Source organism: Phycisphaerales bacterium, assembly GCA_035627955.1.
Taxonomy (GTDB): Bacteria; Planctomycetota; Phycisphaerae; order Phycisphaerales; family UBA1924; genus JAEYTB01.
In genome coordinates, this window is the sequence record DASPKU010000011.1 from 12280 (window position 1) to 35928 (window position 23649).

Sequence of the window (23649 nt, forward strand, 5' to 3'; positions counted from 1 at the left end):
CGGAGCGCGCCGGTGATCCATCCACGCGTGCTCTCTGTCCTGCTGGCGCTCACCGCGGCAGGCATGTTCCTGCTGTGCGGATTTATTCGCATGTGGTTGGGGGAGCCCGTTCCCGGGTGGTACCGCTGGATGTGCCTGACCTACCTGATCCCCGCCGCGGCTTTCCTGATGAATCTTCCACAGTCCCTGCGCCAAGAGCGCTAGCGCCCGCGGCGTCGCAGGAGCAGCAGCCCTGCGACCCCGCCAAAGCTCGCGGGCGATGGAACGATGTGAACGGTCGCCGGCACGAAGGTCGGTGCGCCGAAGACGGTGTTCGCGAAGAGTTCTGCCTCGTCGGCGTACCACCGCAGCGTTGAGGTCCCAACGCCCGCGAAACCTTCGGCAGCCCCAAACTCCATCGTCCGCGGTGCCAGCGTCGGATGAAGCGTGATGGCCAGCTTCAGCACGATGACGGCGGTGACCTGATTGCTGAACGTCGGGTAGCGGGGATCCGAGACCGAGATGGGGTACGGCACCTGGCCGATCGCCATCCCGAGGCCACCGGTCGTGTTGTTCCCCTGCCCGATCCAACTCGTTGTGTTGTACTGGGCGATCCGCATGTACGACGTGCCGTCCACGTGATTCAGGTAGCCGTACAACGGCGACGGCGGGTCGTACGACCCCCACGGCGAAATCCGTCCATACACGCCGGGCACGTCCGGGACGTGCCCCAGCGGCGTCGTTCCTGCCCCACCATCGTTCACGAAGCCAGAGAGGAAGTCACCCACAGTCGCGGCCGCGTTCACGTTCCAGTTCTTGAACGTCGGCTGGAACCACATGTTGGCGAGCCCGAAGGGGGTCTGGTTGCCCGTGTACGAGATCTTGACACGGAAGTCCAGCACCTGCCCGGGCACGGCCGTGATGGTGCTGCTCCAGTTTTTTTCGAGTGCCGGCGATACCTCGAACTCGACGAGCCCCTGCGCAAACGCAGGTGCACCGAGCCCGGCGCACAGCACCAACGAACAACCGGCAGCGCGCAGTGTGAGCAATTGAACTCTCCCGTCCGCCCTCTCTCCTGCCGGCGCAGAGCCTACCACGAATGGGCGGCGAAGGAAGTCCTTTCCTAGGCCGCTACCTTCGCAGGAAGTACGCCGCATACTCAAACTCGTCCGCGTCCACCACCACCGGCACCCACGACGTCGAGCTCTCGCTGTACGCATCGGACCCGCGCCGGCTGAAGTCGGTGCCGGTCGTGTAGGTGGTCACCGGCTCCCGCACGATCTCCTCGGTCTTCCCTAGGTAGAACCGCGCCCACACCACCTCGTTGGCGCCGATCTTCCGCGCAAACCGCCGCAGGTCGCTGTCTAGCTGCGGCTTCAGCGGCGCCGTCGTGCGGAACTCCGTCCGCCCCAGGATGTGCACGCCCTTGGGCTCGCCCGTTACCTGCAGCGTCCGCAGGAACGCGGCCTTGTGCTCCCGCTGCCGCGACTCCGGCCACTGCCCGCGCGGCACGTCGCTCCTGGCCTCCGCCTCCTTGAGCTCCTCCAGCCCATCGATCAGCCGTTTCCAATCCACCTCGCGCACGCTCACTGGCGCCTCCGTTGGTAATGGGCTCGCAACCGCGGAGTCCGACACCGGCGACTCGGGGATGAACTCACGCTCCCAGTGCGACGCGGCACACCCTTGGAAGACAACAGGAACGAAGAGCACGAACGCAAGCACAGCCAGTCGGGACATGCCCAACTGTAACTCTCAGCCGCACACCCATCCGTGCTCCCCCTTCACGAACGTCTCCGCCAGCGACGCCGCGAACGAGTTCCCGTCCGCGTTCCACAGGTACCGGTCGATCGACATCCGCTCCCGCTCGATCCGCACCACGTTGAACGCACCCGCCTCGCCCCTGGCCCGCATCGACACCGTCCCCGCCTGGATCAGCACCGTCCCCCACTCCTGCCGCCCCTCCAGCTCGCTGTGCACGGCCCGGCAGTGCGTCCACGAGGTGTGCAGGTGCCCCGTTAAAGCGGCGTCCACACGGCAGGCCGACATCGCCCGCAGCGCCTCCGCCGCGTTCTCAATGGGCTCCTTGTCGGACTCCTCCGTGACCACGAACGGGTGATGACTCGCCAGCACCCGCACCCGCTCGCCCCCAGCCCCACAGAACACGCTCTGCATCCGCGCGATCTGCTCCTCGTTCAGCCGCCCATCCTGAATGGTCAGCGAGCGCGAGCTGTTCAGCCCCAGCACCACCATCTCCTCATCCTCGTACACGGGCTCCGGGTCCGGGTTGATGTGCCGCTTGTACCCCCACAGCGGAGCCGCGAACCGCGCCGCCACGTTGTACAGCGGCACATCGTGGTTCCCCGGCACCACTAGGCGCGGCCCCGGGATCGACTCCAGGAACCGCGCCGCCTCCTTGAACTGCCACCCCCGCGCCCGCTGCGTCAGGTCGCCGGTCACCACGGTCAGGTCCGGCCTCACCTGCACAGCCGCCTCCCGCAGCGGCCGCAGAATGGCCGCGTCCAGCATGCCAAAGTGCAGGTCGGAAATGTGCAGGATCGTCCGCATGGCAGCCAGTCACGCCTCCGCCGGCACGATCACCCGCAGCGCCCCCGGCAGCACGCGGCAGCGCAGCGGGGTCTTCATCCGCACGATCTCGCCATCAATCCCCACCTTGATCGATCCGAAGCTCGTCCGGATCGTGATCTCTCTCCCGCACAGCTCATCCAAGTCGCGCGACCCCCGCAGCCGCCCCAGCGATGCCCGCAACGCCTGCATGATCAACCCCCGCGGCCCGCGCCTCCTTGTAATCACCAGCGACAACCGCCCATCGCTCAGCGTCGAACGCGTGCCCGCCCCAGGCGCGTCCAGCCGGTACTCGTTGTTCCCCACCAGCACCGCTGGCGTGATCCGCGAGAGCCGCTGCCCATCCACATCGATGTGCACCCACAGCTGCGGCAGCCGCCGGAACACCCGCAGCATCGCCCACGCCCGCTTCACATACCGCAGCACCTTCGGCAGCCGCCTCGCCTCCCCCCGCGCCTCCACGAATGCCGGGTACACCCCGATACTCAGGTTGTTCAGGAACCGCCGCCCGTTCACCTCGCCGACATCAATCGCCCGCGAAACGCCGCTCGCCAAGTTCGCAACAGCCCCCTCCAGCGTCAGCGGGATCCGCAGGTCCTTCGCGAGGTGGTTGAACGTCCCCAGCGGAAGGATCCCCAGCGCCGACCCGCTCCCCACCAGCACCGAAGCCACCGCCGACACCGTCCCGTCACCGCCCGCGGCCACCACCGTCTCCACCCCGCCCGCTACCAGGCTCCGCGCGATCACATCGACCTTCTCCTCGCCCTGCGGGCAATGCACCGTCGCCTCAATCCCCGCGCTCCGCAACAGCGGCTCCAGCTGCGCCGGCGTCGTCTGCAACGGCCCCGAACTCGCGTTCAGAATGATCGCAACGCGGGGCATGGCTACGGCGTTCCTTTCGCCCCACCCCCCGCCGCAACCTCGACCCGCTCCCGAAGCGCTCGCCGCCGAAGCGTATTGAGCAGGGTCGCGCTCAGCGCCACCCACGAGAACGCCACGGCCTGCGCCGCCAGCACGTCCGTCAGGTAATGAACGCCCAGGTACATCCGCGTGAACGACACCACCACGATCAGCAAGCCCGCCACCGCCACCACCCTCACGCGGTTCCTCGCCCCCCGCACCGACCGCACCAGAATCACCGCCACCGCCGTGTACAGCAGCGTGGCCCCCGCCACGTGCCCGCTCGGGAAGCTGTACCCGTGCGCACTCGCCAGCGGTTCGTCGAAGACGGGTCGCGCCCGCAGGAACGCGTGCTTCAGTGCCGTGTTCAGCGCCAGACCCGCCGGCACGCTCAGGAACAGGAACAGCGCCCGCCACCGCTCTCCTGCCTTCCAGAACAACCCCGCGAGCACCAGCCCCGTCACGATCACGACCACCGGGTCACCCAGCCCAGTCAATGCCAACATCACCACCGTGAGCCCCGCGCTCGCGCTGTCGTGCAGCCACTCCGCCACCGCTCCATCCCACCTCGCGATGTCGTCCTGCTCGTGCACTGCATCCGCGATCTCGACAAACGCCCACAGCCCGGCCGCGATGGCCAGCACCCCGATTGTGAATGAAAGCCCCAGGTGCCCCCTCCGGCTGAGCCGCCCGCGCACGAACAGCAGCACCACCATCGCGGCCTGCCGCCACCACGCACTCGACCTCAGCACTTTCACCTCCTCATCCTGCGCCCCCGTCCTCAAGCACCGCCGCAACCCCGCGTGAACACACCGCCTGACCGCCCGCGCAACCCCACCAACATCGGCCCTACATTCACCCAGCCAGAGCGGAGCCGCACCATGATCTCATCCGCCGTTCACGCCCCGCCCACCTTCGCATGCCTGCCTCTGCCACCCGCCGACACCGACCTCGACGCCCTCGCTGACCTGCTCGTCGACGCCGTGGATTCCGGCGCTGCCGTCAGCTTCCTCGCGCCGCTCACGCACGCGCACGCCGCGGAGTGGTGGCGCAACTCGCTCGCCGCCGCCTCCACTTCCGGCGCCGTCATCCTCACCGCCCGCGATCAGCAGGGCCTCGCCGCCACCGTCCAGCTCCAGCCCGCCTGGGCACCCAACCAGCCCCACCGCGCCGAGGTCTGCAAGCTCATCGTCCACCGGCGCGCCCGCTCGCGGGGCCTCGCCACCGCACTCATGCACGCCGCCGAACGCGAGGCCCTCGCCCGCGGCTGGACGCTGCTTACCCTCGACGCCCGACGCGACGCCGACGCCGTGCACCTCTACCGCAAGCTCGGCTGGACCGAGGTCGGCACGATCCCCCGCTATGCCCTAAACGCCGACCGCACCGCCTACCACGACACCGTCATCTTCTACAAAGAGGTGGCCCCGCCGCCGCCCACCCCGCGGTAACCAAGCGAACGCCCAGCGGCACACCCCAAAAACGACAAGGGCCCGCGCCTCGCGCGAGCCCTTTCGTTGAAGTAGCGGGGGCAGGATTTGAACCTGCGACCTCCGGGTTATGAGCCCGACGAGCTACCAGGCTGCTCTACCCCGCAATCGTGGGGCGACTGTAGGGACGCGCCCCCGGTGGGTCAATCAAACCACACGCCGCGTGACATAAACCCTTCCCGCACCCTCCGCAGCACCGCATCAACCCGGCGCAAACCGCGCCACACCCGCGCACACGCAAGCCCCTCCACCCCGCCGGGGTATGCTTGGCCCATGACAGCAGGCGATGCGCCCAAGATCAACGTTCTCCTCATCGGCGGCGGCGGGCGCGAACACGCCCTCGCCGTCAAGCTCGCCGCCTCACCCCGCCTTGGCGACCTCTGGACCACCCACCCCGAGAACCCCGGGCTCGCCTCGCTCGCCAAGCCCGTCGACGTCCCCGTCTCTATCCGCGAGATCTACCGCCTCCAGCAGTTCGTCGCGAAGCACGCGATTGGCCTCGTCGTGATCGGCCCCGAAGACCCGCTTGCGGAGGGCTTCGCCGACAAGCTCAAGGCCCCCGGCGTGCACGTCTTCGGCCCCTTGAAAGACGCCGCCCGCCTGGAGTGGGACAAGTCCTGGGCCAAGCAGATCATGCGGGCCGCCTCGATTCCCACGGCCGAGGCCCAGACCTTCACCCACGCCGCCCACGCCCGCGCCTTCCTCGAGGCCCGCGTCCGCGACGAGGTCCTCCTCAACCAACTCCTGGGCCGCCCCACCGACTTCGGCAACCAGGACGAGAAGCGAACCTACATCACCAAGCGCATCAGCGAAGTCATGACCCGCATCACCGGCATCGGCGCTACCAAGGGCACCGGCGAGGGCATCGCCGCCATCCGCGCCCGCGCGGTCGTCTCCGCCGCCCTCGCTGCCGCCGAGACCTACCGCGACCCCGCCGACCGCTCCAAGTTCATCGACAACCTCCGCACCTCCGACCCCGTGGTCAAGGTCGCCTACGAAACCGAGCTCGATGGGCTGCCGGTCATCAAGGCCGCGGGCCTCGCCAAGGGCAAGGGCGTCATCCTCCCCAAGACCCTTGCCGAAGCGCTCGAGACCATCGACCGCATCATGGTGAAGCGCGAGTTCGGCGACGCCGGCCAGAAGGTCGTTATCGAAGAGCGCATGGAAGGCCGCGAGGTCTCGGTCCTCGCCATCGTTGATGGCAAGCACATCCTCGTGCTGCCCCCCGCTCAGGACCACAAGCGCCTCGCCGACAACGACACCGGCCCCAACACCGGCGGCATGGGCGCCTACTCCCCCACCGACTCAATCGACGCGCCCCTGATGGCCAAGATCGAGCGCGAAGTCCTCGTCCCCACCGTCGATGCCCTCCGCCGCGAGGGCATCGAGTTCACCGGCGTGCTCTACGCCGGCCTCATGCTCACGCCCGCCGGCCCCAAGGTGCTCGAGTTCAACACCCGCTTCGGCGACCCCGAGTGCCAGGTGCTGATGTCCCGCCTCAAGAGCGACCTGCTCGAGCTGCTCCTGGCCGCGTGCGAGCAGCGCCTCGACACCGTGGACGTCGAGTGGGACCCCGGCGCGGCGTGCTGCGTCGTCATCGCCAGCGGAGGCTACCCCGAGAAGCCCCGCACCGGCATCCCCATCACCGGCATCGAGGCCGCCGACGCCATGCCCGGCGTGCAGGTCTACCACGCCGGCACACGGCGCGGCCCCGACGGCGTCGTCCAGACCGCCGGCGGGCGCGTCCTCGGCGTCACCGGCGTCGGCAAGGACCTCGCCGAAGCCCGCGACCGCGCCTACGCCGCCGTGAAGGTCATCCACTTCGCCGGCATGCAGGTCCGCTCCGACATCGGCACGAAGTAACCCAACGAGCCCGACGCGCAAGCGAGGGTGCCCCGACCCGCAACGAGCCCGACGCGCAAGCGAGGGTCTTCCGCGTCGAATCCCCGCGCCCACGCCGCCCAACTCACCCACTCCGCTTATTCCCCACCCCCAACCCCCGCTTGATCACCCCCTGCACGCCCATCCTCTTCAGCATCTCATTCACCCTATCCACCGCCCGGTACCGCGCGTTCTCCCCAATCATCGCCATCGCCCGCTCCCGCGCCCGCTCCTCCGCCCCCGCCTGCTCACGCCCAAGTTCGGCGCGCCAGTAGAAGGTCTCGCCCAGCAGCACCCGCGCCACGCGATCAGGTCGCCGCGACAGCCCCATGTGCTTCTCCAGGATCACCGCCCGCAGCGTGTGATGCTCCGACGGCCCCAGACTCCGCAGCATCGAGTCGCGCCGGATCCGGTTGAAGATCAGCTTCTCCGGGATCACCGCAAGGCGGCGCCCGGCCGCGCACAGCCGACACCACAGCTCCCAGTCCTCCAGCGCCGTCATCTCCGGGTCGTACCCGCCGACCTCTTCCAGCGCAGACCGCCGCACCATCGCGATCGCCGACGACGCCACGTTCCGCGCCGGCAGCAGGTCCCGCGCGAACCCCAGGGGCACGTAATCCACCACATGATCCCGCGCCCCTCCCGAAGCGTCCGTGTAGCACGCCATGCACGAAGTCACCGCGCTCAGCCCCGCGTCCTCACGAACCGCCGCCAGGCACCGCTCAATGAACGTGGGCGCGAGCATGTCGTCCGCATCCAGCGGCAGCACCCATTCCGACGCCGCGGCCGCGCACCCCGCGTTCCGCGCCATCGACAAGCCCTGGTTGTGCTGCCGCACCACGCGCACGCCTTCTCTCTCCAGCCCCGCGATCACCCGCACCGTCTCCGAGTCGGTCGAGCCGTCGTCAATGACGATGATCTCCTGCGCCGGCACGGTCTGCTTCCGCACCGACTCCACCGTCTCCGGCAGCGTCGCCCCCATGTTGAAGCACGGGATGACCACGCTTACAGACGCACGCTGATCCCCGGCCTTCACAGCCCGACTCGACCGCGCCGCCTCGATCGCGTCCGCCCACGCCGCGGCCACCCGCGCCGGGTCGCACAGCGCCCGCACCCGCTCCGGCGCACCGCGCCCGATCCGATCGCGGAACTCGCGATCGGTGAGCACCCGCGACAACGCCCCCCCCAGCGATCCCGCGTTCCCCGCGCGGAAGATCACGCCGCTCACCTCGTCTTCGATGATCTCCGGCATCCCCCCGCCATCAGACCCGACCACCGGCGCGCCCAGCCGCATCGACTCCAGGCACACATTGGGAAAGTTCTCCCACAGCGACGGGAAGCAGCACACCGTGGCCCGCGCGATGAGCGCCCCCAGCCGCTCGTGCGGCTGGTTGTCCTCGAACTCAAAGCACTCGCGCCAGCGCGGCTCGATCATCCGCTTGAGAAACGCCACGAACGACCGCCGCCCCGGGGCGGTGTCCGTGTCAACACCGACGATCCGCACCCGCAGCTGTAGACCATCCGTCAGCAGCCGCTGCGCCGCCTCGACGAGCGTCTCGATTCCTTTTCGCCGTTCCAGCCGCCCGAAGCACAGCACCTCGGGCACGCCTTCACCCGCGCTCGCACCCTTCCGCCGCGGCCGCAGCGCCCGCTCCCCATCCTCCATGCTCACCGCGTTTGGGATCACACGCACCACCGGCCCGCCCGCCCGGCCATCCGCAAACACCGGCCCCAGCTCCTCATCGCCACTCAGCCGTGTCACCATCGCTCGGCTCAGCGATACCACCAGGTCCGCGCCCGCGATAGCCCCCCGCTCCATGTGCCCGATCGCGCCGACCTCGAGGTCAAACTCCGGCTGCCCGTTGATTTCCCGCAGCAGGAAGATCGAGCTCCGCAGCACCACGCCCAGCACGCACCCGCCGAAGGCCGCGCCGGTGCGCTTCGCACTCACCGCGAAGTACCCGTCCGCGTAGAAGTCGTTGAACCCGATGTAGTCGAACGCGTGCTGCGCGTGCAGCCCCTTCAGCCGCTCGTACACCGCCATCGGTCGGCGCGTCGAGAGGCACGGCACGTGCTTCTGCCGCTCCACCTCGCCCGCATCCAGCACGTGAACCACCGCGTCCGGGTACCACTCTTGTGCCCCCTCGCGGAGCCCCGGCAGGTCGTTCACCAGCAGGTGCACCTCGTGCCCCGCGGCCAGCAGCGCCCGCGTCAGCTCCCCATTCGCCGTCCCCACACCCCACCCATGGAACGGGGCCAGCTCGCTTGTCACCAGGCATATCCGCATCGGGCCGCCATGGTAACGGCGTGCCACCGAGATGTCTTCATCTCGGTGGTTTTCGCTCACCGCGCGAGAGACTCCATATACACCCGCTCCACCCGCGCCGCATGCTCCGGCACGTTCATGGGCGCACGCACCCCGGCACGCAGCCGCACCAACTGCTCCGGCTCCCGCAGCACACCCGTCAACGTCTCACACAACGCCGCGCGGTCATTCCCCCTGAACAGCAGCCCGTTCTCCCCGTGGCGCACCAAGTCCGGGATCCCGCCCAGCTCCGCCGCGATCACCGGCATCCCACAAGCGAAGAACTCCATCACCGTCTGCGGCCCGTTGTCCCACCACACGCTGGGCACGATCCCGACGTCCTTACCGTGCAGCAGGCGCGGGATGTCCTCGTACTTGTACCCACTCCGCACCGACAAGCCCGCGAGCATGCGCTCCAGCGCATTCAGCCGCCACTCGATCGCCTCGACGTCCTTGGCGTACACGCACAGGTGCAGCCGTGCCAGCAGCGCGGGATCAACCATCTCCAGGGCGTCGGCCAGCATCGGCAGGCCCTTGTAGTAGTTGTTGTACCCCAGGAACACCGCCCGCACCGGCCGGCCATCCAGCGGCGGCGGCGGCTCCAGGCACTCGGGCGCCACCCGCGCCACGTCCGCCATCCGAGTGCCGATGTGCTCGACCGTCACCACGCGCGGATCAACGCCCAGCGCCTCGAACTTCGCCTTCACGAAACTGGACACCGCCAGCACGCGGTCGCAGCGGCTGAGCATCTCCACCATCGCGCGCCGCCTGCGGGCGTAGTCGCTTGTTGCTTCCGGCGTGAACGATGGATCCGGCAGCGCCGCGTTGCTCAGCGGCCGCAGCTCGGGGGCATCCGGGTCGCGCGGCATGGGCGCAGGCGGCGTTGAAAAACCAGACGCCTCCGATCGCTCGCGCGATCGGCTCTTTTCCTCATCCGGCACGATGTCCACAAAGCTCTGCACCGGCCGCCCCGGCAGCTGCATCGGCGGCGGCGGCTCCGGCGGCGGGGCCACGAACACCGCGCTCAGCCGCTCCCCCAGCCCCGGCCGCGCCTTCGGCGGCTCCACCCGCGGCATGTGGTACGCCGCCCGGTGCGCCCGCTCCTCCGCTGGCGCACGCATCTCCGCCATGCACCCGGCGCAGTCCTCCCCGCCGCGGAAGTCAAAGCACGCTACCCGCCCCCGCTTCATCAGGTACACCTGCGGGCAGATGGTGTGGTAGTTGTGCAGCGAGTACACCACCCGCGCACCGCCCCACTCCCCCCGCCCCTTCCGCGCAACGTCCACGCACCCGCAGCTGAACCCCTCGATGTTGTGGAAGTGCACGATGTCGGGCGCTACCAGCTCAAAGAACCGCCCGACCTCCGCCTCCAGTTCCGGCGCCGACACCTCCGCCAGCGGCTCCCGTCCCTGGCACGGCCCCGGCGCCACCACCGGCGAGTTGATCACTTCGAACACGCGGACGCCGCGGTAGTCCTCCATCCGCCGCACCACGCACGGGCCGATCTGCCCGGTCGCGGGGTCGGGCACGTAGGTCAGCCCCCCGTGCAGCCACAGCACCTCGTGCCCCCGCTGCACCAGTTCCAGCGACAGCTGCTGGGCGTAGACGTTGGCCCCCCCACCATGGGTGGCCCCGTCGGCTATTCTGGCCCAGTTCACCATCACGATCCGCATGGGGCGGGCAGTATACGGAAACCGAACCCGCCCCTTCCCCAAGGAGTCCCGCGCGACATGCAACTCACCTGCGACCGCTGCGAGCAAGCCTTCGAGGTCCCCAACGGCCAGCCCGGCCAGAAGGTCGCCTGCCCCTCCTGCGGCGACATCAACGTCATCCCCGGCCCCGTGGCCGTGGGCACGCCCGTGGGCGCGACCGCACCCGCCCCCACCACCGCCGCGCCCCGAACAGACCGGGCCGCCGAGTCCGGCTACCCGCCCGCCAACGGCCCCGAGGTGGACGTCATGGTCGTCCGCCCCGCCATGCTGGGGGCCCACCCCATCCGCTTCCTTCTCCTCACCCTGGCCCTGCTGGGGGGCATCGCCGGCGCCATCTACTGGCTCGTCTACCTGAACCCCCGCCACCTTCCCTTGGGCGGCACCTCCGCGGCCATCGCCATCGTCGCGCTCAAGGTCTTCATCATCTGGAAGGTCCACACCCTATCCGAGGGGCTCCGCATCACCACCAAACGGGTGATCGAGACCAAGGGCCTGCTCAGCAAGGCCACCAGCGAGGTGCGGCACGCCGACATCAAGAATGTCCAGGTCGAGCAGACCTTCCTCGACCGCGTCTGGAACGTCGGCACCCTGAAGCTCTCGAGCTCGGGCGAGAACGAGGACCCCATCGAGATGCGGGACATGCCCAACCCGGCCAAGGTGCGGGACGTGATCGACCTGTACCGACCCTTGTAGACCTCCGCTCAAGTTGCACCCCTCCCCGTCGCCGACTACTCTCCTGATGGCCCTCCAGGAGCTCCGATCTGTGACCTTCCTGCATTCCATCCGGCGGCGGGTGCTGTGGATCGCCGTGGGCGTCGGCCTGACGACCCTGGGCGTTGTCTCCATGACCACACTCCCCGCCTGGCCCATCGTCGGGGCCGCGGTCGCCACCCTCGCCCTGGTGGTCAACTCCATGACCCGCTCCCTCCGCGGGCAGGTCTGCCTGGGCTGCGGCCAGTCCATCGCCAACCTCCCCCACGGCGACTACGGCGTCATTTGCCCCAGGTGCGGGCACGTCAGCAGCTCCATGCACCTCGCTGAGAACCATCCGGGGCCCAACCTGTCGGATGCCGACGAGGACGCCCGGGCTTAGTAATCTGAGACGGTGAGTGGGTGAGACGGTGAGACGGTGAGGGATCGCCCCTCGACGCCCGCTGTTGCTTGCCCGCTGTTCCCTCCACTCCCCGTCTCATGGCTTTGCACGGACGCGGCCGATGAAATCACCCGTGAAATCCTCCCCCGACACCGGCCTGCACTTCACCCGCCGCGAGCTCATCGAGGGCGGGCTGCTCCTGGGCGCGATCTCGATGCTCACCGGCTGCCAGCCCGCGCGCTCGCAGGGGGTGGTCTCGCTGCCCAAGGACGTGTGGCCCGACCCCACCGCACCGGTGGTCGCCAAGCCCGTGAGCGCCCCGCCGCGGGAGCCCGGGGTCACGCAGACCATTCTTACCCGCGCCCAGTGGACGCGGGCCAAGCCCAACTTCCGCGTCAGTAAGCCGATGAACGGCATCACGCGGATCACGGTGCACCACAGCGCCCTCAACTCCACCGGCATCCTGGGCAAGTCCGAGGTGGCCCGGATGCTGGAGAACATCCGCAGGAGCCACGTCTCCCGCGTTGACGCCGCCACCGGCGCCCACTGGGTGGACATCGGCTACCACTACATCATCGACCCCGCGGGGCGGGTGTGGGAGGGGCGGCCCACGCACATCGAGGGCGCCCACGTCAGCAAGACCAACGACCACAACCTGGGCGTGATGCTCCTGGGCAACTTCAACGAGCACCGCCCCACCAACGCCGCCCTGGCCACGCTCGACAACTTCGTGGCCGCGCAGATGCGCAGGCACAAGGTCCCCGCCTCCCGCGTGTACACGCACCAGGAGCTCAAGCCCACCGAGTGCCCGGGGACCAACCTGCAGCAGTACATGAAGCTCACGCGCCTCAGCAGCGGGCGGATGTACCAGCAGTGGAAGGCATGAGGCCAAAGGGAAGAGTGAAAAGGGAAAAGTGAAAATGAGGGCGCAGCTGCCCTGTTGTGCGCTGCGCCTCCGGCTCAGGGGTTCAGCCGCCAGATGGTGAGGTTGAGGGCGGTCGCGAAGGTGACCCACGCCAGGTAGGGCAGGAGGATCGCGCCTGCGGCTTTGTGCACCCGCCAGAAGAGCACGACGGTCGCCACGATCGCGGCCCACAGCAGCACGATGTCGATCAGCGCCAGGTCCGGCCGCCGCAGGCCGAAGAACAGCGGCGACCACGCGGCGTTGAGGGCGAGCTGCACGGCGTAGGCGGCGAGGGCCGCCCGCACATGCCTCGGCCTCCTTGCCCGCTCCCGCCACACCAGCCACGAGGCCACGCCCATGGTGGCGTACAGCGCCGTCCACACGGGCCCGAACACCCACGACGGCGGGTTCCACGCCGGCTTGCTGAGCGACTGGTACCACGCGTCGGGGCGGGAGATGAAACCGCCGAGGGCGGGGAGGAAGGCGATGACGAGGGCCGCGGGGAGGGTGAGCCAGTGCGTGAGGCGCATCGGGTGATGCTACGGGAGTGTCGCGTCCCGGCGCGTGTGCCGCGGGTGAAGGCGTGTGAGCTGGTGGTGCTGCTGGAGTGCTCGCGGTTTCCGGCGTGAGCTGTGATTTCGGAGTATGTGGCGGGCGCGGGGGTGCGCGGCGGACTCCCGGGCCGTCGTTGGGATCGGTGTCGTCGGGCGGTGGTGAGGACCCTCGCTGGCGCGTCGGGCTCGTTGGGTAGAGGGCGAGGCGGGCGGCGTGGATGGCGCGGAGGAGGGTGGTGGCGGCGCGGCGGGATTCGGTGTTGTGGTGGTCGAGTTGTTTGGTCGTGTTGTGCGGCGGGTTGAGGAGGCGGGCGAGGGTCTCGCAGGCGTGGGCCTCCATGCGGGCCATGGTGAGGACGCGGTGGGCACGGATGTAAGGAGCGACGTCGGCGCGGGCGCTGAAGATCACGATGTCCAGCGGCGTGGACTGAACGGCGCCGGCAGTGGTCAGCGGGTCGAAGTCGTTGAGCAGCAGCGCGGTGAGGGTGGCGCGGTCGCTGTTTGAGAGCGGCGGTAGCGGCGGGTGTGCGCTGCCAGGTTGGGCGCGGCAGGAGCAGGGTTGGTGTGGTTGCGAGACCATGACGGAAGCCTAACGCGGCGTTCCGCGGCGTCGAGGGGGATTGTGCGCATGTCCACGACTTTGCGCACAAACGTCGCCGATGGTGGCGTAAGTGGTGCTGTGAGCGGGCCATGCAATTTTGAGTGCCATTGATCCACCGTCGCTCTGGACGGTGAATCGATGGTGCGGCACGTCGAGACGCTCCGCCGCGTTCGCCGCAGGGTGCGTCGCCGCGGCGGGCGAGTCGCCTGGGAGCGCCTACCGAGAGCCTTCGCCAGTGCTCGCTCCGTCCTTAGGGTGTGAGCGACGCGGCCGCACCGAGAACAGCAGCGACGTTACTGCGACCCCCGCGATAATCCCGCGCAGATAGCCGACGTGGTACTCGCGGTCGATGGCGGCCGACGCTGGACCTAGCTGTGGCGCGAGCACCAGCTCGGAGTAGGTCACCAGCGCGAGCACTACCAAAACAACCGAGGTCCCGATCTTGTCTTGCAGCCTCATGGGGTCAGCATACGCGGGAGGCCCGGTGCCCAGTGGAACCAACACCTCCCCTGCTAGTGCCGCGATTGCGACCATGCGCACTCCAGAGTTGTTATCGCGGCTGCATCACCGCCGCGCTGGCGTACGAGCCGCCGGTGGCACTTCGCGGGGAGAGATGCACGTGCCACCCACCCCTACCGGATTTTTTCACCAGAAGAACGAGTGCCAGAAGTAAGGGACTGCGGCCTCGAGGGCCTCAGCGGAGAGGCCCGGGTGGGCGGCAGCGAGGCGCCGCATCGCCGCTTCAGAACGCGTGGTCGCATCACCCCGGAGTGGCCACTCTGCCGCGAGCACTGCCTGCAAGATCGTCTCGATCTGGGCTATCACTTCCTGGGCACGGTCCTCTCCCACGAGCATCGCCACGGCATCCCCATCGAGCTTCGGGAAGCCCTGATCATTCCGGGCGAGGTAACGACAAATGGCTTCGCTGAGTTCCTTGTCGATGGGAGTCATAGGCTGGGACTGATGCTACTCACAGCTCGCGTGCCGGAGTGAGAGTCGCGGTTGCCCCCTCCCCCGCGTGGCCAGGTGCCATCGGGAGCTTGCCGCCGCGGTTGCGCTCGTGTGCACTTGCGATGATTCCGCACCCACGGTCGCCGCCGCACTGGCGGACGAGCCGAGTTGCACTTCGCGATCGACGGCAGCCCGTGGCACCCGCCCACCCCCCGCCCGCCCGTTCTACTCGCGGCGGTCGTCGGGCTTGCGGCGGAGTCCGTCGAGGAGGCTGGTCAGCATGCCCATGATGACCACGAGCACGACCGGCGTGGCGACGATGGCGAGCGCCACTGCCCTGGGGCCGTGGCGGGCGGCGAAGTCGACGCTGAAGACCGTGGAGAGTGCGATCACCAGGAGCGTGGCACTGCACCCGAGGCCCGGCTCGGGCTTCGTGTTCCTCTCCTTCCCGCCCCAGGCCCTGAGCACCCCGATGAACACGAGCATCACGGCTGCAACGGTCGGGTAGTACAGCCAGGGGTGGAGGTGTGCCGCGGCCCACCCCGCCCCCACCGGGGCTGCGACCAGGATGATGAGCGCGGCGAGTTCGAAGAGGGTCATGCGGGCTACCCGCCTCTTCCAAAGGGAGGACTAGGACTCATAGGAGGCATAGGACTGATAGGAGCGTGTGGTTAGTGGCCGCGGGATTGTTTGCGGGCTCTGGTCATGGCTTCGCGGAGGCCGCCGTTCTCCAGGAAGTCGGACTGGAGGCGGCGGAGCTGCTGGTCGAGGAGGTAGTTGGCCTGGTTGATGAGGCAGATGGCGATGTTGGCGACGACCTCGGGCGGGCGGGTCTCGGCGAAGGGGCGGTAGGTCTCGAAGGTTTCGTCGCGGCCCATCGTGCTGCCCAGGCGGCGGATGTAGCGGGCCTCGCGCGAGGCCTTGTCCCACAGCGCGAGGCGGTGGGTGCGGAGGTAGTCGTGGTAGTCGATGAGGAGCTCTTCGAGGCTGGCCCGTGCCACGTTGGTGAGCTTGATCTCGGACTCTTTGCTGGTGAGGCCGGCGCGGCTGCCCTCGGCGATGTTCTGCTTGCCCGAGCGCGCGGCCTGGACCATCTGGTCAATGGTGCGGTCGCCGCGGGTGAGGAAGCGGTCGCAGAAGACGCGGGTGAGGTCGTAGACGACCTCGGCCTTGCGGTAGGAGAGCAGCCGCCGGTAGTCGCGCGGGGCGAGGAAGCCTTCGGGCATCGGAGGCGCTCCTATGAGTCGTATGAGTCGTATGACATCCTATAGGAAGTCATAGGAGGTCATAGGACTCATAGGAGAGCGTACCTACTCCTCGTCGGGTTCGGGGAGCTCGGCTTGCTCGGGGCCGGTCTTGGCGGCGCCGAAGATCGCACTGCCCACCCTGACAATGTTCGCGCCCTCTGAAATGGCGACCTCGTAGTCGCCGCTCATGCCCATCGACAAGATGTTGAAGGGGCTGCCGGGCTCGCCGAAGCCGAGGGTCTGCATTTCTTCGAAGAGCTCGCGGCAGCGGGCGAAGTGGGGACGCGAGTCTTCCGGATGCTCCGACAGGGGGGCCATGGTCATGAGGCCGCGGACGCGGACGTTGATCATGGATTGGATCTGCTCGGCCAGCGGAATCGCGGCGGGGAGGGGGCAGCCGAACTTCTGCTCTTCGCCCGAGCAGTTGACCTGGATCAGGACCTCGATGACGTGGTCCTTCTTGAGGGCGATGTGCTGGAGCTCCTCGGCGATGCGGAGGGAGTCGACGCTGTGGATGAGGCGGACGAACTCGGTGACCTTCTTGGCCTTGTTGCGCTGGAGGTGGCCGATCATGTGCCAGCGCACGCCCTCCTTGGCGCCGGGGAGGCTGGCAACGGGCTTGAGCTCGACGCGCTTGGAGTTGGACGAGCCGGCGGCGAAGAGGGTGTCGTTGACGTCGGCCGCGAGCTTCTTGCCGCTGGGGATGAGCTTCTGGCGGTTGAGGTACTCCTCGACGATGGATGCGTGCTGGATGAGCTGCTGCACGCGGTTCTCGGCGAAGTCGCGGTGGCCGAGCTGGAGGAGGCCCTTGATCTGCTCGGGGTCGGCGGTCTTGGTGACGGCGCAGAGCAGGATGTCGGAGGGCTTGCGGCGGGCGCGGGCGGCCGCGTCGGCGATGCGGGCCTGCACCTCGGCGTAGCGGGCCTCGAGGGTGTCGGGCATGGCGTGGGGGGTCTTGGGTTGTGTGGTGGCCATATGGACTCCGTCCCGTGGCAGGTGTGAGCGCGGGCTCCGCCGCGTGTCTATAGGATACCAAGACTTCTACCGCGGAGTATGCGGAGAGAGCGGAGTTGCGCGGAGGGGAGCATGAAAGAATCTGCCCCGACTTTCTCCGCGAAACTCCGCCCCCTCCGCGTGACTCCGCGGTGAGGTCTTCGAAAGGAACACATGCCGCAGAATGACCACCTGACGCCGCGTTCGTCGCCCCTTGCCAAGGGCGATACTGCCCCCGACTTCGTGCTGCCGGACCAGAACAAGAAGGACTGGCGGCTGTCGGACGCCCTCAGGCAGGGTGAGGTGGTGCTGTGCTTCTTCCCGATGGCGTTTACCGGGGTGTGCACGACGGAGATGAAGTGCGTGGACGCGGAGATGGCCGCGTGGAAGGGGAAGGGGGCCCAGGTCGTCGGTGTGTCGTGCGACAGCTTCGCCGTGCTGAAGGCGTGGGCGGATCAGCTGGGGCTGAAGCAGATGCTGCTGGCGGACATGCACCGGCAGGTGTGCAAGGCGTACGGGCTGTACTGGGCGGACCTGAACATCTCGTCGCGGGGGACGGTGGTTGTGGGGAAGGACGGAAGGGTGAAGTGGGTGCAGGCGCGGGAGCCGGGGAAGGCGATGGCGTGGGATGAGGTGCTGGCTGCGGTGTAGGAGAAGACTCCACCGCGGAGTTTCGCTGAGTGGGCGGAGTTTCGCGGAGGAAAGGCAGGGGAGCGGGATCGGATTCATCGAGTCCTCTCCGCGCAACTCCGCTCCCTCCGCAAACTCCGCGGTAGTGCCTTGACGCCTTTATGACCAAGCAGGAACTGCGAGCGAGCCTCAAGCAGACCCTGAACAACCTGTCGCCTGAGGTGTGGCGGCGGGGGTCGGAGGGGGTTTGCGCGCGGCTGTCGGGTCTGGTTGAGCAGGCGGGGGCGCGTGCGGTGATGTTCTTCTTCCCCACGGCCGGGGAGGTGGATGTAGGGCCCGCGGCGGTTGAGTGCTTGGGGCGGGGCGTGCGGGTGTGTTTGCCGCGGGCGGAGTGGGCGACCGGGGGGATGTCGGCGCGGGTTGTGACTGTTTGGGGGGAGAACCTGTCGCTCACGCGGCATGGGCTCCGCGAGCCCGCAGAAAGTGCGCCGCCAGTAGACTTGGCCGACCTCGACCTGATCGTTGTCCCGGGGCTTGGGTTTGATGCCGCGGGGGGGCGATTAGGCAGGGGCGGCGGTTTCTACGACCGGTTTCTTTCGCGGCCCCAGGTGCGGGCGTGGAAGGTGGCGGTCGGGTTGGACGAGCAGGTGGTCGCGAGCGTGCCTCGCGACGCATGGGATGTGGGGATGGACGCGTTAGTGACCCCTACGCGGACGCTGGTGTTCAACCCGTACGCGACGCCCCCCACCGCTCACTGAAATGCCGCCGGTTTGTCGATGCTTTGTACCCGGCGCGCCGGTGGAATCGCGCCCGGGATCCACGGTCTACAGCACGGAAGGCACACGATGGCACTCCCCTCTCAGGTTGAACGCACGAACGAGACGAACCGCGGCGTCATGACCCGCGGCGGCGGGCGCGGCAAGGGGCCGAACAAGGTGATGGTGGGCGCGGCGGCTCTGGTGCTGGTCGCGGGGCTGTCGTGGGGCTTGTGGAAGTACATGCCCAAGGACGCGACGGGCCCGCAGCAGGCCACGGCCAAGGAGCCCGCGAAGCAGACGCCCCCGCCGCGGAGCTTGGCGCCGGATGTGCCCGCGAACGTGCCGGCGACGCCGACGGGCGTGAACTCGCTGGCGCACAACCCGCCGGTGCCGCCGGCGGATGCGCCGGTGGTGCTGACGCAGGGGCGGAGCGGGGGGATTCAGGACCCCACCAAGCCGCGGCCGGTGGACGTGACCGGGGGGAACACAACGGGGCCGGGGACCTCGCCGCTGACGGGGCCGGGGAATCCGCAGAACCCTGGCAGCGGGCCTGCCAACCTCTCGCCGGGGTCGAGCAACCCGGCGCTAGTTCCCACGCTCAACCCCTCGACCTCGGCGGCGGGCGTGCGGCAGCACATCGAGGCGGGCGACCGCGCCTTCGCGGCCAACAACCTGGTGCAGGCGCGGGTGTCGTACTCGCGGGCGCTGATGAGCGCGGACATCGGCGCGGCGGACGCGCAGGTGCTGCGGAGCAAGCTGGAGACGATCAACGAGGACCTGGTGTTCAGCCCGAAGATCGCCGCGGGCGACCCGCTGGTGGAGACGTACACCGTCGTCGCCAACGACTCGCTGGAGAAGATCCGCAAGAAGCGGGACCTTGCGGTGGACCACCGGCTGCTGGCGCGGGTGAACCGGCTTTCGAACCCCAACGCCATCCGCGTGGGGCAGAAGCTCAAGCTCGTGCGCGGGCCGTTCAACGCCGTGGTGCACAAGGCGGACTACCGGCTGGACCTGTACGCGGGCAGCCCCGACGACCAGGAGAGCTGGGTGTTCATCCGCAGCTTCAAGGTGGGGCTGGGCGAGAACAACGGCACGCCGCTGGGCAACTTCGTCATCAAGAAGAACAGCAAGCTGATCAACCCGCACTGGGTGAACCCCAAGACGGGCGAGAAGTTCGATGCCAACGACCCCAAGAACCCCATCGGCGAGTTCTGGCTCGGGTGGGAGGGGCTGGGGGACTCGAAGGTGTACACCGGCTTCGGCCTGCACGGGACCATCGACCCCTCCTCGATCGGCGCAGCCAAGAGCATGGGCTGCGTGCGGATGGCCGACCAGGACATCGCCCTGATCTACGAGCTGCTGGTGGAGCAGATCAGCCGCGTGCAGGTGCTGCCGAACTGAGGGAAGTGGCAAAGTGGCAGAGTGGCTAAGTGGCAAAGTGTGAAAGACAGAAGGCCGCGCCTGGGTGGGCGCGGCCTTTTTCATTTCCGCTTTCCGGTTTCCGCTTTCCGGTTTCGGATCAATAGCGGTCGCGGTCCCAGTCGCGGTCGCGGCGGAAGTCGTCGTCGCGAGTGCGGCGGTCGAAGTCGCCGGTGCGGTTCATGTCGCGCATGGCGGCCACCACGCGCCGTGACACGCCCTGGTCGCGGAGCTGGTCCTCGTTGGCCTGGGTGAGGTCGAAGACCTGGCCGGTGCGCTCGAGCTTGTCGATCATCTCTTCGTCGCTGAAGCCGGCCTTCTCCATGGCGACCACCTCGTCGATGGTGACGAAGCCGTCGTTGTTGATGTCGGCGGTGTTGGCGCTGCGGGCCTCCTGGGCGGTGGCGGGCTCGTTCTGCGACTTGCGGATCGCCTCGTGGGCGTCGTCGCGCTCGTTGCCCTGGATCTTGTCCCAGTTGGCTCCGATGAGGTAGCCGCCGCCGGCGCCCAGGGCGCCGCCGATAAGGCCGCCGAGCAGGCGGTTGTCGGTCACGGCCGCGCCGACCGCGGCGCCGGTGGCGCCGCCGATCACCGCGCCCTGCTGCTTCTCGTTACCGGGGAGATTCTCGCAGCCGGTGGTGAAGGTCATGGCGGCGAGGAGGCCGGCGACCGTCGCGGCCGCGGCGTGGTTGGTTCTGATCTGCATGGGTGCTCCTTTCCCTGTGGGTGTGGTCCGCGGGGGCTCCGCCCCGCGCAAGTCGTTTCATGGCAACAGCTACCAACACTGGACCACGCCCCGGGGAAGTCAGCCGGGCCCTGAGGGTGATTTCAGCACAGATTGACTGCCACCCGGGCTCCCGAGCACGTACGACAGGGGCATGAGCAGTTACCCGCATGGAAGCGAGGCCTCTGACCACCCCCACCGCTTTCCGGCACGCCAGCAGGGCGCGCCGGAAGGGCGAGCAAGAAGCACCGACAAGGGCGGCGTGATCGGGCGCGGGCTGCGGCTGCCGTTCTCGCTGATGGGCATCCCGCTGATCCTCGATTGGTCGTTCTTGATCGTGCTGCCGCTGATGGCGTTTATGATCGGTGGCAATGTCGCCTACTTCGCCGACACGATCGGGATCCCGGGCGGGGATCGCCTGGCGGAGCCGGCGACGCGGTACACGCTGGGGCTGGTCGCGGCCGTGGGGCTGTTCGTGTGCGTGCTGCTGCACGAGCTGGGGCACGCGGTGACGGCGCGCCTCTACAAGGTGGAGGTCAAGAGCATCACCCTGTGGTTCCTGGGGGGGATGGCCCACATCGCGGAGATGCCGCGCCGGCGCGGCGGGGAGGCGGTGGTAGCGCTGGTGGGGCCGCTGGTGAGCTTCGCGCTGGCGGCGGTGTTGTACGTTGGGCTGCGCGGGGCGGTCGCTTCGGGCGCGGTGGGGCCGGGGGCGATGTTCGTGCTGGCGTATCTGGCGCTCGTGAACGTGATGCTCGGCGCGTTCAACCTGCTGCCGGCGCTGCCGCTGGACGGCGGGCGGATCCTGCGGTCGCTGCTGGCGATGGCGATGCCGCACAGCAAGGCGACCAGGATTGCGGCTGTGATCAGCCGCGTAATCGCGGCGGGGCTGGCGGTGCTGGGGTTGATGACCGGCAACCTGTTCACGGTGTTCGTGGCCGTGTTCATCTTCCTGGGTGTGCAGGGCGAGCGGCGGCACTCGATCGTGGAGGGCACGCTCGAGGGGCTGCGGGTGAGCGACCTGATGTCGCGGGACGTCCGCTACGTGCACCCCTGGATGACCGTGAGCGAGCTGACCAGTGTGATGCTTGACGAGCACCACCTCGGGTTCCCGGTGCTCGATGAGCAGGGGAAGCTGGTGGGGCTGATCTCGCTGCGGGAGCTGACGCGGTCGCCGCGGCCCAGCCCGGGTGCGCTCGTGGGAGAGGTGATGGTGTCGCCGGCGCCGACGATCTCGGAGGTGGCGGCGGCCACAGAGGCGGTGCGGCAGCTGGGGGTGGACACGCACGCGCGGCTGGTGGTGGTCGGTCGCGACGGGGGCGTGGCGGGGATCATCACGGGCGCGGACATCATGCGGGCGATTCAGGTGCGCACGCTGGGCGAGGAGTGGTACGGGCGGCGGGCGGCGTGAGGAGGGTTTCTGCATGGCGAGCCCCGAACGTAAGTGAGGGGTGTATTGGCAGGAACCCGCTCGCTGACGCTCAGGGCTCGTCACGTCACGCCCTACACTTGGCCCCATGATCGACCTCAAGCAACTCCGCGCCGAGCCGCAGCGTTTCAAGGACGGCTGCGCCAAGAAGAACATCCCCGTGGACATCGACCGCCTGCTCGCGCTGGACGAGCAGCGGCGGGTCGCCATGACGCAGGCGGAGAACACGCGGGCGGAGCAGCGCAAGATCGAGAAGGAGCTGGGGCCGCAGATCGGCAAGCTCGCGGGGGCGATCAAGAAGGCCGCCGGGCCCGAGAAGGAATCGCTCGAGAAGGAGCTGGAGGGCCTCAAGGCCAAGCCCGCGGCACTCAAGACGCAGATCGCCGAGTTTGAGTCGCAGATCGCCGCGATCGAGCCGCAGCTGAACGAGCTGCTGCTGCAGGTGCCGCTGCCGCCAGATGCCGACGTGCCGGTGGGCAAGGGGTCGGACGACAACGTCGAGGCGAAGCGCTGGAGCCCGGCGGGTTTTGACCCGAGCAAGCCGTGGAAGGCGCAGAAGGGCTTCGAGCCCAAAACGCACATCGAGCTCGTGCGCGACCTCAAGCTCGCGGACTTTGAGCGCGGCGTCAAGATGGCGGGCACCCGCAGCTACATCCTCACGGGCGACGGCATGCGGCTGCACCAGGCGGTGACGCGGTACGCGATCGACTTCATGACGAACAAGAACGGCTTCCGGGCGATGTCGGTGCCCGTGATCGTGCGCGAGGAGGCGATGGTCGGCACCGGCTTCTTCCCCGCGGGACGCGAGCAGGCGTACCACATCGAGGAGGGCAAGCGCGGCGGCGGGTACGACCTGTTCCTCACCGGCACCGGCGAGGTGGGGCTGATGGGCATCCACCAGGGCGAGATCCTGGATGAAGCCGACTTGCCGCTGAAGTATGTGACGGTCTCGACGTGCTTCCGGCGCGAGGCGGGGGCCGCGGGCAAGGACACGGCGGGGCTGTACCGCATCCATCAGTTCGACAAGGTGGAGCAGGTGGTGATCTGCAAGGCGGACGAGGCCGAGAGCCGCCAGTGGCACAAGACCATGATTGGGTACGTTGAGGAGCTGCTGCAGGCGATCGGCCTGCCGTACCGGCTGCTGCAGTGCTGCACGGGCGACTTGGGCCCCAAGAACGCGGACATGGTGGACATCGAGTGCTGGATGCCCGGGCGCGGCGAGCTTGATGCGAACGGCAAGCCGACGGGGGCGTACGGCGAGACGCACTCGGCATCGCGGCTGTACGACTTCCAGTGCCGGCGATTGAACATGCGGTACAGGGCTGGGGGCGCGGCGGGGAAGGGCGAGACCTTGTTCTGCCACTCCTTGAATAACACCGTGCTGGCGAGCCCGCGGTTCCTGATCCCGCTGCTGGAGATGAATCAGAATGCCGATGGGAGCGTGACGATTCCGGCGGTTTTGCGGCCGTACATGAATGGGCAGGAGCGGATCGGGTGAT

At 68.5% G+C, this 23649-nt stretch carries 25 protein-coding genes and 1 tRNA gene; 11 read left to right on the forward strand and 15 right to left on the reverse strand.

Going from position 1 to position 23649, the window contains the following annotated elements; all coding sequences use genetic code 11:
- Nucleotides 1-12 precede the first annotated feature (12 nt).
- On the forward strand, nucleotides 13-204 hold the full coding sequence (locus VD997_08805; protein HYE62083.1) for a hypothetical protein: 192 nt from the start codon (nucleotides 13-15) through the stop codon (nucleotides 202-204).
- On the opposite strand, the gene VD997_08810 is transcribed toward VD997_08805, so the two are convergent.
- The 5 genes from VD997_08810 to VD997_08830 form a co-directional block, all read right to left on the reverse strand.
- Nucleotides 201-1028: a hypothetical protein gene (locus VD997_08810; protein ID HYE62084.1), complete on the reverse strand. Its 828-nt coding sequence runs from the start codon at nucleotides 1026-1028 to the stop codon at nucleotides 201-203. The genes VD997_08805 and VD997_08810 overlap by 4 nt on opposite strands.
- An 82-nt stretch (nucleotides 1029-1110) precedes the next feature.
- Nucleotides 1111-1716 (reverse strand): hypothetical protein, encoded by a 606-nt coding sequence (locus tag VD997_08815; GenBank protein HYE62085.1) that lies wholly within the window; start codon nucleotides 1714-1716, stop codon nucleotides 1111-1113.
- Between the two features lie 15 nt (nucleotides 1717-1731).
- The gene (locus VD997_08820; protein HYE62086.1) at nucleotides 1732-2544 is read right to left on the reverse strand and encodes a metallophosphoesterase family protein; all 813 of its coding nucleotides are present in this window, start codon (nucleotides 2542-2544) and stop codon (nucleotides 1732-1734) included.
- Nucleotides 2545-2553: 9 nt separating this feature from the next.
- Nucleotides 2554-3444, reverse strand: a complete 891-nt coding sequence (locus VD997_08825) for a diacylglycerol kinase family protein (protein ID HYE62087.1) — start codon at nucleotides 3442-3444, stop codon at nucleotides 2554-2556.
- A 2-nt stretch (nucleotides 3445-3446) separates the two neighbouring features.
- Complete coding sequence (locus tag VD997_08830; GenBank protein HYE62088.1) at nucleotides 3447-4214, reverse strand: phosphatase PAP2 family protein; 768 nt, start codon at nucleotides 4212-4214, stop codon at nucleotides 3447-3449.
- 129 nt (nucleotides 4215-4343) lie between these two features.
- On the opposite strand from VD997_08830, the gene VD997_08835 reads away from it, so the two are divergent.
- Nucleotides 4344-4910, forward strand: a complete 567-nt coding sequence (locus tag VD997_08835; protein ID HYE62089.1) for a GNAT family N-acetyltransferase — start codon at nucleotides 4344-4346, stop codon at nucleotides 4908-4910.
- 72 nt (nucleotides 4911-4982) lie between these two features.
- Here VD997_08835 and VD997_08840 read toward each other — a convergent pair.
- Nucleotides 4983-5056, reverse strand: a tRNA-Met gene (locus VD997_08840).
- A gap of 166 nt (nucleotides 5057-5222) precedes the next feature.
- Between VD997_08840 and purD the strand changes: the two genes are divergently transcribed.
- A complete protein-coding gene (gene purD, locus VD997_08845; protein ID HYE62090.1) occupies nucleotides 5223-6812 on the forward strand; it encodes a phosphoribosylamine--glycine ligase in 1590 nt (529 codons plus the stop codon).
- A 103-nt stretch (nucleotides 6813-6915) separates the two neighbouring features.
- Here purD and VD997_08850 read toward each other — a convergent pair whose 3' ends face one another.
- Nucleotides 6916-9117, reverse strand: coding sequence for a glycosyltransferase (locus VD997_08850; protein HYE62091.1), 2202 nt, complete (start codon nucleotides 9115-9117; stop codon nucleotides 6916-6918).
- A 56-nt stretch (nucleotides 9118-9173) separates the two neighbouring features.
- Nucleotides 9174-10808 (reverse strand): glycosyltransferase, encoded by a 1635-nt coding sequence (locus tag VD997_08855; protein ID HYE62092.1) that lies wholly within the window; start codon nucleotides 10806-10808, stop codon nucleotides 9174-9176.
- Between the two features lie 57 nt (nucleotides 10809-10865).
- Here VD997_08855 and VD997_08860 point away from each other — a divergent pair, with 57 nt between their 5' ends.
- From VD997_08860 to VD997_08870, 3 genes are all read left to right on the forward strand, one after another.
- Nucleotides 10866-11540 carry a PH domain-containing protein gene (locus VD997_08860; GenBank protein ID HYE62093.1) on the forward strand — a complete coding sequence of 225 codons (675 nt, stop codon included), beginning with the start codon at nucleotides 10866-10868 and terminating at the stop codon, nucleotides 11538-11540.
- Between the two features lie 70 nt (nucleotides 11541-11610).
- The gene (locus VD997_08865; protein ID HYE62094.1) at nucleotides 11611-11940 is read left to right on the forward strand and encodes a hypothetical protein; all 330 of its coding nucleotides are present in this window, start codon (nucleotides 11611-11613) and stop codon (nucleotides 11938-11940) included.
- A gap of 121 nt (nucleotides 11941-12061) precedes the next feature.
- A complete protein-coding gene (locus VD997_08870; GenBank protein ID HYE62095.1) occupies nucleotides 12062-12826 on the forward strand; it encodes a peptidoglycan recognition family protein in 765 nt (254 codons plus the stop codon).
- Between the two features lie 74 nt (nucleotides 12827-12900).
- Here the strand turns inward: VD997_08870 and VD997_08875 are convergent, their stop codons facing one another.
- The 6 genes from VD997_08875 to VD997_08900 all read right to left on the reverse strand — a co-directional run bounded on the left by VD997_08875 (nucleotide 12901) and on the right by VD997_08900 (nucleotide 17172).
- Nucleotides 12901-13374 (reverse strand): TspO/MBR family protein, encoded by a 474-nt coding sequence (locus VD997_08875; protein ID HYE62096.1) that lies wholly within the window; start codon nucleotides 13372-13374, stop codon nucleotides 12901-12903.
- Nucleotides 13375-14215: 841 nt separating this feature from the next.
- Entirely contained in the window at nucleotides 14216-14458 is a 243-nt protein-coding gene (locus tag VD997_08880; protein ID HYE62097.1) for a hypothetical protein, read from the reverse strand.
- A 186-nt stretch (nucleotides 14459-14644) separates the two neighbouring features.
- Nucleotides 14645-14950 (reverse strand): hypothetical protein, encoded by a 306-nt coding sequence (locus tag VD997_08885; GenBank protein ID HYE62098.1) that lies wholly within the window; start codon nucleotides 14948-14950, stop codon nucleotides 14645-14647.
- A gap of 225 nt (nucleotides 14951-15175) precedes the next feature.
- A complete protein-coding gene (locus VD997_08890; protein HYE62099.1) occupies nucleotides 15176-15550 on the reverse strand; it encodes a hypothetical protein in 375 nt (124 codons plus the stop codon).
- A gap of 71 nt (nucleotides 15551-15621) precedes the next feature.
- Entirely contained in the window at nucleotides 15622-16176 is a 555-nt protein-coding gene (locus VD997_08895; protein HYE62100.1) for a four helix bundle suffix domain-containing protein, read from the reverse strand.
- 84 nt (nucleotides 16177-16260) lie between these two features.
- Nucleotides 16261-17172: a YggS family pyridoxal phosphate-dependent enzyme gene (locus VD997_08900; GenBank protein HYE62101.1), complete on the reverse strand. Its 912-nt coding sequence runs from the start codon at nucleotides 17170-17172 to the stop codon at nucleotides 16261-16263.
- Nucleotides 17173-17364: 192 nt separating this feature from the next.
- On the opposite strand from VD997_08900, the gene VD997_08905 reads away from it, so the two are divergent.
- The 3 genes from VD997_08905 (at nucleotide 17365) to VD997_08915 (ending at nucleotide 19979) form a co-directional block, all read left to right on the forward strand.
- Complete coding sequence (locus VD997_08905) at nucleotides 17365-17841, forward strand: redoxin domain-containing protein (protein HYE62102.1); 477 nt, start codon at nucleotides 17365-17367, stop codon at nucleotides 17839-17841.
- 140 nt (nucleotides 17842-17981) lie between these two features.
- Complete coding sequence (locus tag VD997_08910) at nucleotides 17982-18578, forward strand: 5-formyltetrahydrofolate cyclo-ligase (protein HYE62103.1); 597 nt, start codon at nucleotides 17982-17984, stop codon at nucleotides 18576-18578.
- Nucleotides 18579-18665: 87 nt separating this feature from the next.
- Nucleotides 18666-19979, forward strand: coding sequence for a L,D-transpeptidase family protein (locus tag VD997_08915; protein ID HYE62104.1), 1314 nt, complete (start codon nucleotides 18666-18668; stop codon nucleotides 19977-19979).
- Nucleotides 19980-20097: 118 nt separating this feature from the next.
- Here the strand turns inward: VD997_08915 and VD997_08920 are convergent, their stop codons facing one another.
- On the reverse strand, nucleotides 20098-20703 hold the full coding sequence (locus VD997_08920; protein ID HYE62105.1) for a glycine zipper domain-containing protein: 606 nt from the start codon (nucleotides 20701-20703) through the stop codon (nucleotides 20098-20100).
- Between the two features lie 172 nt (nucleotides 20704-20875).
- Here VD997_08920 and VD997_08925 point away from each other — a divergent pair, with 172 nt between their 5' ends.
- Entirely contained in the window at nucleotides 20876-22132 is a 1257-nt protein-coding gene (locus tag VD997_08925) for a site-2 protease family protein (GenBank protein ID HYE62106.1), read from the forward strand.
- Between the two features lie 106 nt (nucleotides 22133-22238).
- Complete coding sequence (gene serS, locus VD997_08930) at nucleotides 22239-23648, forward strand: serine--tRNA ligase (GenBank protein HYE62107.1); 1410 nt, start codon at nucleotides 22239-22241, stop codon at nucleotides 23646-23648.
- Nucleotide 23649: the final 1 nt, after the last annotated feature.